Genomic DNA, 13,974 nt, shown 5'->3' with positions numbered 1-13,974 from the left:
AAAAATGGTAGAATAAAAGAGGGCAGGGGGTCAGCCGTGGTGGGTCTCGATACCCGCGAGGTAATCGGCGGACACCTTATAGAACTTTGCGAGTTGGATAAAGAGGTGAAGGGGTATCTCGCGCTTGCCGCTTTCGTAAAGCTGGTACTGCTGGCGGGTGATGCCGAGGATCTTTGCGACTTTTTCCTGCGAGAGGTCGTTATCCTCGCGCATATCGCGTATACGCTGATAAAAATACATACAAACTGCTCCTTAGCTATTTAGTTATTATGTAGATTTTATCACATATAGCGCGTAAAAGGCTTGATTTGCATTCATACAAATGCTATAATTATCTTGCACGCAAATAAATGCAAATATACTGATACAACGGAGGTAAAAACTATGAAGAAATTAACAGCGGCGGTATGCGCGGTGGTCATCGCAATTAGTATGGCGGGGTGCGGAAGCGGGGACAGCGGAAGCAGGAGCAAAGATAAAGACAGTAATTCTGATGGATCGGCTGTTGGAAAGATAATTGGCACTGAAACAAGCAAAGATCTTGAAACGGCGAACAGCAAGACAAAAACAGTTTATAATTGTCTTGCGGAAATAGTTGCCGATGCCGAAGTGAACGGTATCTCATTGTCAAAACTGCTTGAAGGAAAAGGCGAGGGCGACTACAAACTCAGCGCGGATAAAACGTACAACGCCGCTGAAAGCATAGATGACAGCGCCGCGCAGAAGATCGCAGACAAGCTTGATAACAAGGGCTGCTTTATCATTATAAAATGTCAGATAGGCGGCAACGATACATACGCGGTGCAGTGGAAAGCCGACGAAAACAGCACTGTGTTTGGGCAATACCCATACTCCATCGAATGGAAAGACCACACCTCGGGCGAACCTGAGTGGGGAAAATTATATATATCGAGCGGCAACAACGATATAAACACCGATTACAAATATATAACCGACGACACGGTATATCTTCAGACAGAGGAAGTAAGCGAACTTGCCGAAACTTCCAAAAAGCAGGCGAGGGCTATATGCCGTAAGGACTTTGATACCTTTAAAAGTACGATAGATCTTTCCGTTATCGGCGAGGAGGACATGACCGACAGCGAGCTTAAAGAAACGTTCGATTCATTCTGCGAGTACGCCGAAAGCAGCGGGCTTACGGAGGAAAAGCTGGAACAGCGCGTAACGGAAATAAAGATATATGACGGCTGCGAGGACGAATTTTACATGGATATATGGTTCGGTACAGATACGGTGCTGACTCAGCAGTGCCAAAAAACTGAGAGCGCAAGCTTTGTAATGATGGACAGCGTCACAATAAAATAAACGGAGGTAAAGACTATGAAAAAATTAACAGCGGCGGTATGCGCGGCAGTCATCGCGCTTAGCATGGCGGGGTGCGGAAGCAGCGGCTTGTCAAGCAAAAAACACAGCAAAAACAACGCAGGCTCTGCAAGCGCCGGCGCGGGCGATAACAGCGCTTCAGACTCCAAAAAGTCGGTAATGGACGTTATTGCAGGCGGCGCGGCAGCAGACGATGCGGATATCGAGATAAACACCGACTACGAATACAAGACCTTACTCGGCGATGGCGTAAACACCGATAAGGCGCAGCTCGACAGATATGTAAACTCCTGCATGAATTTGGCTAAGGCGATAGCGGCTGACGATTTTGAGGCTTACAAAAAAGCATCAAATTTTGAGCTGTTGAAAGAGCTTGAGCCTGAAGATACCGAGAGCGATATGCAGGAGAATCTTGACGATGACCGCGATACTTTTGAAAGCGCAAGTGTAAGGAGCGAGCTGCTGGAACAAAACAAAATAATGAAAGTGTATTTGCAGGAAGAAAAAGAGGATGCTCCCGACGGATATTCTTACTGTACCACAGCATTTGTGATGATGGTAATGGAATGTGAGAACAATATGGGATATTTGTCTTTTGGCTTCATTTTACTCAACGTTGATGGAAAGCTATTGCCTTTTCTTAACGGTACCGACACCGTAACGCTCGAAGAAATGGAAGAAGCAGACAGCGAATTTGACGCTGAGAACGGCTCGGGTGATTCCGAGTACGATAAAAAATCGCAGCTGAAAACCGCAAACAGCAACAGCAAGACGGCTTATGTTGCTTTGGCTGAGAATTTGGCGGACGCCGAAACTTGCGGCTACCCGATGGACAGCGTATTTTCGGGCAGCTGCGATGAAAGCTGGCAGGTAACGCCAGACAAGGTGTATGACGCCAGCGACCCCGAAAGTATCAGCGAGGGCGGCGCGAAAAAGATAGCTCAGGCGCTTTGCGACAACGCCGACGCGGGATATTTTATAGTGCTGAGGGTACAGCTCAACGGCAGCGACGGGTTTGCAGTGCAGTGGACGAGCGACCCCTCGGGCGGCGTTTTCGGGCATTATCACTGTGGACGCGTCCTGCGGTGGTGGTCGACCACAGTGCCGCCGATACATCTAGCAATACTGTGATACCCATGAATACTGAGCAAAAGACGTATGACGAAAACAACATCGGCGAGCTGTATTGCAAAGCCGTAGATGAAGAGCATATAGGCAGTTCGGAAGCGGTTCAGTTTATGGATGATGAGCTGCTGGTAGTTGCGCAGGACGGCGTTGCAAAAAGCTACATAGAAGAGCTTGCGGAAAAATACGGCGCAGAGATAGTCGGTGAAATAGAGCAAACGGGCGATTATCAGTGGCAGCTTTCAGACATAAAGACCCTTGATGAGCTTAAACAGCTTGCCGAGCAGGTGAAGCAGGAAGAAGCCATAGTGTCAGCAGATGTGAATTATGTAAGCAATATCGGCAGCGAAAGCGTAGACTATGATGTAAATGTGGGAAAAGAATGGAGCGATGATTTTCTTAAAGGATATGATCCATTAAAAAACAAAGTCAAACTTTCTGCGGATGATAAATTGTGGAATATGAAAGCAATAAATGCCCCAATGGCTTGGAAATCAATGGAGTTGAAAAAAGATAATATCGAGCCAGTCAAAGTCGGATTGATAGACACAGGTTTTGATACAAAACACGAGGATCTTGGTTTTGCAGATAATGGTGTGTTCTATTTGAATGGAGCAAACAGCAATGAGGATAGAGATATAGATACAAATGTTAAAACAGAAGATATTCTTTCCCACGGAACACACGTTGCCGGAATAATGGCTGCAAAAAGCAATAATAAAGAGGGTATTTGCGGTGTATATCCATATGGAAACTCACTTTTATATGGGGTATCGTTTTGGGGTTCAGCCAAAAAAACGGAAGATATATATGAGGATAAGTACTCAGAAAATGCCGTTTCTTCAATGATGGAAAAAATTTATTTTTCAGAATTGATATTAAGAAATGTAAAGGTGATAAACTGTTCATATGGTGACGAATCCGGCGTGTTAGTTGAATATGGAAATGAAAAAGAAAAGGAAGCAGAATTAGCTGATTTGGAAGACAGAGCAAATTTGCTTGGAGATTTCCTTAATAGACTAATAGATAAAGGATATGACTTTGTTATTTGTTCATGTGCGGGAAATGATTCGAATAATGCTGTTGAAATAAAGAAAAAAGATTTTAGAAAAACGATAAATACCAAAAATGTAGATTCTAAATATGCTTCTACTCTGAATTACATAAAAGCAAATAATAAATTTGAAAAAGTTTCATCAAGGATAATTGTTGTAGGAGCTGTAGATGTAAATTTAAAAAGATCATATTATTCAAATCTTAATTGTGATATATATGCTCCGGGAGGAATTGAAAAATGCAGAATATTCTCTACTGTCCCAGACATGGAGAATATAGCTAAAGCAGAGAATTATACTGGAACATATGGTTATAAAATGGGCACTTCCATGGCTGCTCCGCCGTTGCGGGCGTATGCGCTGACGTTTGGAGCATTGATAATACCCTTACCGGTGAGAAGGTAAAAGAGATAGTCTGCGGGTCTGTTACCGACGCTTCAAAAAAGGATTATCCGGTGGTGGATTGCTTTAAGGCCGTAGAATGGGCATTCAAGGAAAAGAAAGAAAACGGCGGCCCTGTTGCAGAGCCGCTGTATGGCGAAGTTATGGGCTGGGTCACGGACAGCAGCAATAAAAAGCTTAAAGGCGCTGTTGTAACGGCTGTGAACAAAGCCGACAAATCTGACAAAACTACCGTGAAAACCGACCGCTACGGACATTTTGAGCTGCTGCTCGCTGCTGGCGATTATAAGCTTAGCGTTACAAAGAGCGGTTATCAGAAAGCCGGTACAGAGGTATCTGTAAGCGGCGGAGAGGTAAATTATCTTTCGGATTACATCAAGCTAAAGAAAAATCTTACCAAAGCCGAAAAGTATGCTAAAGCGGTAATGGATAATGAAGATATGTGGCTGGACAAATGGAATAATTCATATATAGGCTCGACAGACAACGTTTATTGCTGGTTTGAAGACATTGATTTTGATGGAGATCCCGAGTTTATAGTGGGCGGAGCTTTGGCTCAGCAGGCTCAGGGCGGTATCAATTATGATTATTTTAAAGTTACGGACAATGGAAAGCTAAAACATATTGTAAACGCTAATGACCCGGATAGGGAATACTCGGCGAGCGTATTCGCAAACTACGCCCCTAATCCGGGACTGGGATATATAGATGCGATGATAATGAAAGATAGGAAAACGGGAGAACACATATATACATACAGCGGAACATTTCCGGATCTGCAAGCTCGAAATATTATAAAAATGGATTTCAGCGGCGGAAAATACAGCGAGGAGATGCTTTGCGGATATACATCGGACGATAGATTTGAAGATGTTGAAGATAGTTTTTATCTTGATTCCAGTACCGAAAAGATCTCAAAAAGCCGACTTATCGCGTATCTGAACGATAAAAAGGATAATTATACTTTCTCAATAAGCAGCATAGGAACTATACCATGCACATGGACTATGAAGAACGAGGTTTATTACGAAGGCGGGATGAATGACGGTGCTGCGTCTACTATATCTAACTGCTATGACGGATTGAGCAAGGCGGAGAGAAAAGCGGCTCTTGTGAAATCATTTAATAAGTATAGTCTTACCGATACTGACGACAACGCATATGTATTTGACAATATGATAAATGCGCTGAATAATTTAGCAAGCTAAGTGTATCAGATGAAATAAAAGGAGGTAACAACAAATGTCTGCAAATAGATCTAAAATATTACTCTTCACATTGGCTCTCACCCTCACCCTCTCCGCCTGCGGCAGTACTGAAAATGACGACACCCCCTCGCGTGAAACTGCGGCTGCTACCGCGCAAAACGGCTCTCAGCAGTTGGTGGACGGGCAGGGTCAGCAGACCACTAAGCAGTCCGAATCGTCTGATACGGCTAAGGATAAGCTTGACGAAGCGCTGGGACTGAAAGAGCAGTCCCCAGCCCTTTCCGAGGACGAACTGAAAGAAAAGCTGGAAGCCGAAGCGGGCGCGGCGGCGAGCAAGTGGTACTATGACGATTACGACGGCGATGGTACTAAGGAGGCTTACGCAATAATAGGCGGCGAAACAATAACCGCGGTATACGCCGTAGACCGTGATGGAAACGTCAGCCTTATGCGAGATGAATTTTGGGGAACGAATTATAACGTAAACTATGATTCGCTGGTGGAATTTAAGGGAAAGAAGTATCTTGCGATAAACACCCACAACGGCGGCTCTGGCTCGGTAACATATCTTTTTTCCGTAAAAAACGGCAAGATGCAGGAGCTGGCGGTTTCGGGCGAACTTCAAGGCTTTACAGTGGAGGACGGACACGCCTATACCACATACAACGATTTCAGCAAAGGCTATCACGATTGGGTACAGCTTGAACTTGATTACGACAGCGATTCGCAGGAGTTTGCCATTGAAGATAAACCCGTCGACAGCGGCGAATGGAAGCAGGCGTATATCGACTACATAGATAATACGATAGCCGAAAATTTCAGCGATTCTTCTATGTTTTTCGAGGTTTCGCAGTTCGCGATAATTGATATTGACGGCGACGAAGTGCCTGAGGTATTTTACGATTCGGGCTTCGGCGCGGGCGGTTCGGGTCTGCTGACGTATGCCGACGGCGAGGTCTCAGAGATACACGGCGGCAACAGCTCGGGCATTTACTATATTGAAGCGGGCGGAATATTCAAGTACAACAGCGGACATATGGATTCTTTTACTGACGATGTTTACACGATAAGCGGCGGCAAGCCTAAACTGAAACTCAGCGGAAAATATTATCTGCCTGACGGTGCATATACAGGTACGGGCGATGTGCAGGACTATTACGAATACTACATAAACGATGCGCAAGTGCCGAGGGGAGTGTACGAAAAGAAGCTCGCGGCGGCTTTCGACCAGTCGTCCGCGAAGTGTGCGCTCGACGGCGAAACTTACACATATTACGACATAACGAGCGCGATACAGGGATATTGAATTGAATGGAGTGATGAAAAATGTTTTGTCCGAAGTGCGGAAATCAATTGGCAGACAGCGCAAAGTTTTGCGATAAGTGCGGCGCGGTAATGCCGCAGACGAATGGAGAGAATGCGGGCGAGTATGAAAATATGAACACGCAGAGCGCACAGCCCTATATGGGCGGTGCACAGCAGTCAGCGCCCGCGCAGAACGGCGATATGATACCAATGGTGCTCTCGCTGGTGTGCGCGGTGGTAATGCTAATCTCGCCATTCATCAAGCTTTTCAACGTCGATTATCTTTTCGGCGATGAGGACTTTTCGCCCTCGCAGATGTTCAGCATAATAAAAGACATCACGGGCGAGGCGAGCGAGTATGGCGACCTAGATGGCGACGAGCAGACTATCGTGGTAGTTTCGTACGTCATCATCATCGTTTACGCAGTAATGGCTATACTTGCGCTGGCTTCTATCGTGAAATGTCTACAGCGGATATCGGCTTCCGACAGCGGGCAGAGGGCGGAGTATTTTAAAAACGCATACTCGGCGAACCTCGCGGTATTTTTTGCGAACCTGCTGTTTTTTGGCGTGCTTGAGCTGATAAACGTGCTCGTCACGGCGGAGCTTGAGGCGGATAGTTTGGTGCAGGTATTCACGGGAAACACGGCGTTTTTCGTGATGGAGATAATAGGCATCATCGGCTACATACTTGCCCGCACGAGATACAGAGCGTACAAATGATTTGGCGGCGGTATATTAAAATATGAACACGAAAAATATAAACATCTTCTGTATGAACTGCGGCCGCAGGCTTACTGACGAAGCACAGTTTTGCCCGAGCTGCGGCGCTGAGGTGGTGCGGTCAGAACAGCCCAAACAGCAAGAGCAGCCCGAGCAGACAGACCGCTACGCCACGCAGTATGCCGAAGACCCCGCGCCATACGAGCAGTTTGAGCCGTACGACACGCCGAGGTACGCTCCCCCGCCGAGCGAACCTGCTGCCCGCGGGCAAGAAGTGCCGAAGAGCCTTTACGCGATAGTGCTCTCGCTAACGCTGGCGGGCATGATAGTCGTAGGCGTTATCGGCGGAATGATAATACATTTCACGAGGTCGGGCGGGAGAAAGGTGCAAACGGAAGCGCAGGTCGAAAGCGCGGAGTTGGCTCAAACAGCGCAGATCACACAGACCACACAGCCCGCGCAGACCACCACTGCTGCCGCGCAGAAGCAGGAAGCGCAGACCGAGAAGCAGACAAAGGCGGCGACGGCTAAGCAGACATCTGCGCCGAAAGCGGCTGTAACCACCAAAAAGACCACCAAAAAAACCACAACCACTCAGCCTCAGACCGCTCCTCAGCCCTCAGGCGACGAAAGCGCGGCGGCGGCACGGTCGGGCAAGTCTAATATCGTCAACGGCGGATACGCGGTGTCTGACGGCGAATACATTTACAGCTCGTGCGGCACGCTTACCCGCAGGCGCGCTGACGGCGGGGGCGAAGAAAAGCTGCTCGATACGCAGGTGTACTACCTAAACGTCAGCGGCGGCTGGCTGTATTTCACATCGGTGGACGAAAACAACGCCGTTTGCCGTATGCGCACCGATGGCAGCGGGTACGAGGTGCTTTGCTCAAAGTACAGCTACGAACTTACCCTCTACGGCGGCAGACTGTATTTCTCAGCCGATATGGGCGGCGCGGGGTACGAGATATGCCGTATGGATACCGACGGCGGGGACTTCACCGTGCTGGCGGCGAACCGCGCTTGGTATATGAACATCTGCGATGACCTGATATTCTTCTGCGATTACAACGGCGATAAGTACAGCCTAAAGTCAATGGCGCTGGACGGCAGCGGTATGCAGACGCTTTACGCTTCGCCCTGCTCCGACATATGCGCGGCGAACGGCAGGGTGTACTTCTCCGCCGACCGCGATAAACGCTCGCTTTACAGCATGGCTTACGATGGCTCAGACCTCAAAAAGCTGCGCTCGGGCTACACTAAGCACACCAACTATACAGAGGGCAGGCTGTATTTCACCGATAAGAACGGCAATATATGCAGCATGAACACCGACGGCGGCGGTGAGGAAACGCTGAAAAGCCCCTCGGGCGGCGCGGCGTACTTAGTATTTATCCTGCCCGACAATTATTTCTATATGGACAACAGCGGCGATATGCACAACGTGCAGTAGCAGAAAAGCTCCCCCGAAATCAGAAATCGAGGGGGCTTTATGCCGTTATGTTCACCCGCTCAAAACACCAACTGCGCAAACTCTCCCCCTAGGACAATATTCTTATTTGTCAAACTTGAAAGCGCCTTTCTCCATCATTGACAGCTTTTACGCCTGTCAAGATTGAAAACACATAGCATTTGCAGGAGTTTGCGCCATCTTTGACAAATAACTTTATTGACTGTGCCCCGTGACAATCGCCGTCAAACCGTCAAACCGTCAAACAAAAACGCCGACCGTTTATCAGCGCGGACAAACTCGGTCGGCAAATTTTCTGCATAAATGAAAAACCGCCTAACGAATAAGCGGTCTCTCAAAAAGGAAAGTATGAAAAAGAAAAAATTTCGGGAATGCGAAAATTATTCAGCTTCGGGCTCGCTCTCAGCGCTCTCCTCAGCCTTTTCTTCCTCGGCGGTGTCAGCCGCGTCTGCCTTTTCGGCAGTATCTGCTTCGTCAGCAACGTCTGCCGCAGTTTCTTCAGCTTCCTGCTCTTCGCCGCAGTCGCAGCAATCATCGCAGCAGCAGTCGTCAAAATCGTCGTCTAACTCTTCGTAATCGTAATCTTCAAGCTCTTTATGCTTCTTATATGCTATCGCAGCGGCAACGCCGAGAGCGGCAACGCCAACTGCCGCAGCAGCCTTTAATGCTTTTCCCATATTAAACAACTCCTTGTCTGATTTTTACACAATTGATACGGAAGCCTCGCCTGCGGCTCTCAGCGGCTCGTGAAAAGCCTGCCGCGTTCTAAACATCGGCTTCGTTTCATTGGTCTTATTATACCACGTTTTGCGCTGTAAATCAAGTATTTTTCAAAAAAATAAATTCTTTAAACCTTTTTTTGTGAAACTTGCACAATTGCACTCAAAGATAAACAGCAATTTAGCCGATACAAATTCCAATTTGCGGCAATTTCAAATTTGTTACATACTTACAAATCTGCAAATCACATATTGCCCGTGAGGTTCATGATTATCGCCGCCGCCGCCAGCGGAGCAGTTTCGCAGCGCAGTATACGCCTGCCCAGCCCCACGGGCTGCACGCCCGCCGCCGATATTCGCGCGGCTTCTTCTTCGGAAAAACCGCCCTCGCTGCCTATCAGCAGACCTATCTCGCTGCCGCTTTTCAGCCCCAGCTTCGCCATCGGCACGCCGCCCTTTTCGTAGCACCATACCGCGCTGTCGCACTCGCTAAGCTTCTGCACCGCCTGCGATAGGGTGATAAGCCCGTACACCTGCGGCACTATCCCCCGCCCCGACTGCTTTGCCGCTTCTAGCGAGATCTTGGCGTAGCGTTTCAGCTTTTTGGCGAAGCTTTTTTCGTCCGGCCGCGATATGCAGCGCGAGGTCAGCACGAACGTAATGTCGTAAACGCCCAGCTCTACCGCTTTCTGCACTATTATCTCTGCCTTCTCGCCTTTCGGCATGGCTTGAAATAGGTGCAGGCGCACGTCCGCTTCGGCTTGGCATGGCTCTGTACGCAGCACTCGGCAGGTCACGTTTTCGGGCGTTATCTCCTCCAAAACGCATTGGTAGTCTACACCGTTATTGCATAGTGTGACCTCTTCGCCCGTTTTCATACGCAGGCTGAGGGCTATATGGCGCGCGTCCTCGCCGGTAACAAGACCGTGAGAACCATCTATACGGGAGGTGAAAAATCTAGGCATACAAATATTTCCTTTCGTGGCGCGCTGTGTGAACGCGGCTTAATATAATTAACTCAATTTTAATTTCCACAAACAGTATATCATATTTTCAAAAAATCTTCAATAATTTTCATAATAAAAACGATAAGTTTTCACACGCATATCACAATGGTAGGGTATCATATAATTGTCGAAAGGGACAAGGGGCGTAAGACCCCTGAGGATAACTTTTCGGCGCAGCATTTCATTTATGGTATGTAGGCTTTTACCCCAAGCCTTCATATATACAGCACGGCAGAGCAATCTGTCGGCTTCTCCCCTATAATTTTTTATTTTTTGGCCCCCGTCCTTACCCGACGGGGGTTTTTTTGCCCAAAAATACTGACAAAATGCGCCCGCTTACCCCTTTACAAATCCCGCGGGATATGTTATAATATATGTGTATGCACGCGCAGGTTATGCGCCTAATTTAGATAATAATTTTTCAGAGGAGAGTATTCATATGGCAAATACAGTATCAAAAGCAGGTAAGAAAAAACTGGAAGCTGACCTTGATTATCTCATTACCGTCCGCAGAGGCGAAGTAGCGCAGAAACTTAAAGAGGCGCGCTCTTTCGGCGACCTTTCCGAAAACGCTGAGTACGACGAAGCCAAAAACGAGCAGGCTATTCTCGAAGCCCGCATAAACGAGTTGCAGAATATCATCGAAAACTCGGTAGTAGTTGACGACGACGATATTTCCGTAGACGAGATCTCGGTAGGCTCTATAATGAAAATACGCGATCTGGAATTTGACGAGGTGGAAACTCTTCAGATAGTAGGCTCTACCGAATCTGATCCCGATAACGGCAAGATCTCTGACGACTCGCCCATAGGCAAGGCGGCGCTGAAAAAGAAAGTAGGCGAAGTATTTGAAGTAGAAGCCCCCGCAGGACTTCTGAAGTTTGAGGTACTCGAGATCTCGAAGTAAATATTTGAAAGGACGTTTTACATCTATGAGCGAAGTAAATACCAAGCCCGCCGCTGAGAATGCAGAGGGCGAGGCTGCTGAGCAGACCGAGCAGGATATAAATATATTAAAGAAGATAAGAATGGATAAGCTCGAGGAAATGAAGGCCAAGGGCAGAGATCCTTTCCAAATAACCAAGTTTGACGTTACTGCGCACGCGGCTGAAGCTAAAGAGCAGTACGAAGCGCTGGAGCAGAAGCTTACCGAGCAGGCGGGCGGCGACGAAGAGAAGCTGAAAGAGCTGCTCGAGGAAAACAGGATGACTGTAAGCGTGGCGGGCAGAGTAATGTCACGCAGACTTATGGGCAAGGCGAGCTTTTTCGATCTGCGCGACAGATCTGACAAGGTGCAGGTATATCTGCGCATGAACGAGGTAGGCAAGGAAGCTTACGACCAGTACAAGAAGGGCGATATAGGCGACATCGTGGGCATAACGGGCTTTGTTTTCAGAACGAAGATGGGCGAGATCTCTATACACGCTAAGAGCATAACGCTGCTTTCAAAGAGCCTGCTGCCGCTGCCCGAAAAGTGGCACGGACTGAAAGACCAGGACACAAGATACCGCCAGAGATACACCGACCTCATCTGCAATCCCGAGGTAAAGGATACATTCATCAAGCGTTCGCAGATAATATCTTCTATAAGAAGGTATCTTGACGGACAGGGTTTTATGGAAGTAGAAACGCCCATGCTGGTATCCAACGCAGGCGGTGCGGCGGCGCGCCCGTTTGAAACGCACTACAACGCGCTGAACGAGGACGTAAAGCTGAGAATATCGCTGGAGCTGTATCTGAAGCGCCTTATCGTAGGCGGACTAGAGAGAGTTTACGAGATAGGCAGAGTATTCAGAAATGAGGGCGTAGACGCGCGCCACAATCCCGAGTTCACGCTGATGGAGCTGTATCAGGCGTACACCGACTATTACGGCATGATGGATCTGACGGAGAATATGTTCCGCCATGTAGCGCAGGAGGTATGCGGCACTACCTGCGTACCCTACGGCGACGTTATGATAGACCTCGGCAAGCCATTTGAGCGCATGACGATGATCGACGCGGTAAAGAAGTATTCGGGCGTAGATTTCGCGCAGGTAAAGGACACTGAGGAAGCGAAAGCGCTGGCCAAGGAGCACCACATAGAGTATGAAGAGCGCCACAAGCGCGGCGACATACTGAACCTATTCTTTGAAGAATATGTAGAGGAGCACCTTGTACAGCCGACGTTCATCATGGATCACCCGATAGAGATCTCGCCGCTGACGAAGAAGAAGCCGGAGAATCCGGACTATGTAGAGCGTTTCGAGCTTTTCATCACGGGCAGAGAGATGTGCAACGCATATTCCGAGCTTAACGACCCGATAGACCAGCGAGAGAGATTTGCGGCGCAGGAGGAAGCGTTAAAGCAGGGCGACGAGGAAGCGAACCACACGGACGAAGATTTCCTGAGAGCGCTGGAGATAGGAATGCCCCCGACAGGCGGCATAGGCTACGGCATAGACAGACTAGTAATGCTGCTGACCAATTCGCCGGCTATCAGGGACGTACTGTTGTTCCCTACGATGAAGACGTTGGAGTGATAAGCCCTTGATCTTGCGGGGTTTTCAGCAGGTCTAACCGACGGCTTACGCCAATTTTACGCCAATCGGTGCTTGAAACGGTGCAGAGCCTAAAAAATCGCATAATTTTCAAAATATATGGGCAGTCCCAATCGGGATTGCCCATTTTCAAAAGTATGATGAAAGTCTAAAATGGAATTTGAAAGAGTGGTTGCTATGAAGATTCGGAAAATCAAAGAAAATAAAAAACAATTCCTTTCATTATTGCTTTTGGCAGATGAACAAGAGAATATGATAGACCGTTATCTTAAAAGAGGCTCTATGTATGTACTTGACGATAACGGCGTGAAAGCTGAATGTGTCGTCACCGATGAAGGCGACGGTATCCTTGAGATAAAGAATATTGCAACCGTTCCCGAATATCAAGGCAAAGGCTATGCCAAAGCTCTGATTGGTTTTATTGTTAAAGAGTATGCCGACAAATATTCCGTTTTACAGGTCGGAACAGGCGACAGCCCTCTGACGGTTCCGTTCTATGAAAAGTGCGGTTTTGTTCGTTCTCATATCATACCGAACTTTTTTACGGATAACTACGACCGCCCGATATTTGAATGCGGAGTCAAGTTGGTGGATATGGTGATTTTTCAAAGAAACCTATAAACTAATTCATTCAAGCCCTTTGAGAGAGGAGAAATCTTTTCTCAAAGGGCATTTTTTGTACGTTCATCAAACTGCCTGCGCTTGATAAGCCTTTTGTTCCCCACCCACAAAACGAACGGACAGCGTTCGTCTGCCGTGAGTTCTCTCAGCTTGTGCTGACCGATGTTTGAATAAACGGCGGCTTCCTCGATAGTGAGGTTTTGCTTTTGAAATATAGGGACGTTGAGTTCCCTTTCTCTGACCATATCCATAATTGCTTACCTCCTTGGTATCTTGAAAATAATGTATAAGTTAAATCATTGCTTTTTCCGTTTGTTCCAGACTCCATACTGTTTTGGTAGCGGGAACATGCCCGGTTCACGCTTTTTAGGCTTTTTAGGCTTTTTAGGCTTTTTAGGCTTTTGATTTTGTCAATAAAACTTGACACATTGACCGCAAGGATTTGAAGTTAAGCAGC

The 13,974-nt window shown here is 47.6% G+C and carries 14 protein-coding genes; 10 read left to right on the top strand and 4 right to left on the bottom strand.

Features of this window, described 5'->3' with window-relative positions; translation table 11 throughout:
• Positions 1-30: 30 nt before the first annotated feature.
• Entirely contained in the window at positions 31-240 is a 210-nt protein-coding gene (locus tag LI114_RS08760) for a helix-turn-helix domain-containing protein (RefSeq protein WP_022126724.1), read from the bottom strand.
• A gap of 144 nt (positions 241-384) precedes the next feature.
• Between LI114_RS08760 and LI114_RS08755 the strand changes: the two genes are divergently transcribed.
• From LI114_RS08755 to LI114_RS08725, 7 genes are all read left to right on the top strand, one after another.
• Positions 385-1,326 (top strand): hypothetical protein, encoded by a 942-nt coding sequence (locus LI114_RS08755; RefSeq protein ID WP_227220358.1) that lies wholly within the window; start codon positions 385-387, stop codon positions 1,324-1,326.
• Positions 1,327-1,341: 15 nt separating this feature from the next.
• Positions 1,342-2,475, top strand: a complete 1,134-nt coding sequence (locus LI114_RS08750) for a hypothetical protein (protein ID WP_227220357.1) — start codon at positions 1,342-1,344, stop codon at positions 2,473-2,475.
• A gap of 107 nt (positions 2,476-2,582) precedes the next feature.
• The gene (locus tag LI114_RS08745) at positions 2,583-3,929 is read left to right on the top strand and encodes a S8 family peptidase (protein ID WP_227220356.1); all 1,347 of its coding nucleotides are present in this window, start codon (positions 2,583-2,585) and stop codon (positions 3,927-3,929) included.
• A 53-nt stretch (positions 3,930-3,982) separates the two neighbouring features.
• Positions 3,983-5,134: a carboxypeptidase-like regulatory domain-containing protein gene (locus LI114_RS08740; protein ID WP_227220355.1), complete on the top strand. Its 1,152-nt coding sequence runs from the start codon at positions 3,983-3,985 to the stop codon at positions 5,132-5,134.
• A gap of 34 nt (positions 5,135-5,168) precedes the next feature.
• Complete coding sequence (locus LI114_RS08735) at positions 5,169-6,440, top strand: hypothetical protein (RefSeq protein WP_227220354.1); 1,272 nt, start codon at positions 5,169-5,171, stop codon at positions 6,438-6,440.
• Positions 6,441-6,460: 20 nt separating this feature from the next.
• Entirely contained in the window at positions 6,461-7,162 is a 702-nt protein-coding gene (locus LI114_RS08730; protein WP_227220353.1) for a zinc ribbon domain-containing protein, read from the top strand.
• Positions 7,163-7,184: 22 nt separating this feature from the next.
• Complete coding sequence (locus LI114_RS08725; RefSeq protein WP_227220352.1) at positions 7,185-8,612, top strand: zinc ribbon domain-containing protein; 1,428 nt, start codon at positions 7,185-7,187, stop codon at positions 8,610-8,612.
• Between the two features lie 398 nt (positions 8,613-9,010).
• On the opposite strand, the gene LI114_RS08720 is transcribed toward LI114_RS08725, so the two are convergent.
• Together LI114_RS08720 and LI114_RS08715 are read right to left on the bottom strand one after the other, a co-directional pair.
• Positions 9,011-9,307, bottom strand: coding sequence for a hypothetical protein (locus tag LI114_RS08720; RefSeq protein ID WP_227220351.1), 297 nt, complete (start codon positions 9,305-9,307; stop codon positions 9,011-9,013).
• Positions 9,308-9,594: 287 nt separating this feature from the next.
• Positions 9,595-10,314, bottom strand: coding sequence for an RsmE family RNA methyltransferase (locus LI114_RS08715; RefSeq protein ID WP_227220350.1), 720 nt, complete (start codon positions 10,312-10,314; stop codon positions 9,595-9,597).
• Between the two features lie 481 nt (positions 10,315-10,795).
• On the opposite strand from LI114_RS08715, the gene greA reads away from it, so the two are divergent.
• The 3 genes from greA (at position 10,796) to LI114_RS08700 (ending at position 13,517) form a co-directional block, all read left to right on the top strand.
• The gene (greA, locus tag LI114_RS08710; protein ID WP_022126731.1) at positions 10,796-11,263 is read left to right on the top strand and encodes a transcription elongation factor GreA; all 468 of its coding nucleotides are present in this window, start codon (positions 10,796-10,798) and stop codon (positions 11,261-11,263) included.
• 25 nt (positions 11,264-11,288) lie between these two features.
• Positions 11,289-12,878: a lysine--tRNA ligase gene (gene lysS, locus LI114_RS08705; RefSeq protein ID WP_319638300.1), complete on the top strand. Its 1,590-nt coding sequence runs from the start codon at positions 11,289-11,291 to the stop codon at positions 12,876-12,878.
• Positions 12,879-13,073: 195 nt separating this feature from the next.
• Positions 13,074-13,517, top strand: coding sequence for a GNAT family N-acetyltransferase (locus tag LI114_RS08700; protein WP_227220393.1), 444 nt, complete (start codon positions 13,074-13,076; stop codon positions 13,515-13,517).
• A gap of 41 nt (positions 13,518-13,558) precedes the next feature.
• Here LI114_RS08700 and LI114_RS08695 read toward each other — a convergent pair whose 3' ends face one another.
• Positions 13,559-13,768, bottom strand: a complete 210-nt coding sequence (locus LI114_RS08695) for an excisionase (protein ID WP_227220349.1) — start codon at positions 13,766-13,768, stop codon at positions 13,559-13,561.
• Between the last annotated feature and the right edge of the window lie 206 nt (positions 13,769-13,974).

Origin of the sequence: Ruminococcus sp. 210702-SL.1.03 (assembly GCF_020559915.1) — a bacterium.
GTDB lineage: Bacteria > Bacillota > Clostridia > Oscillospirales > Ruminococcaceae > YE71.
Note: the sequence above shows the minus strand (reverse complement) of the source record. Positions and strands in the feature narration are given on the sequence as shown.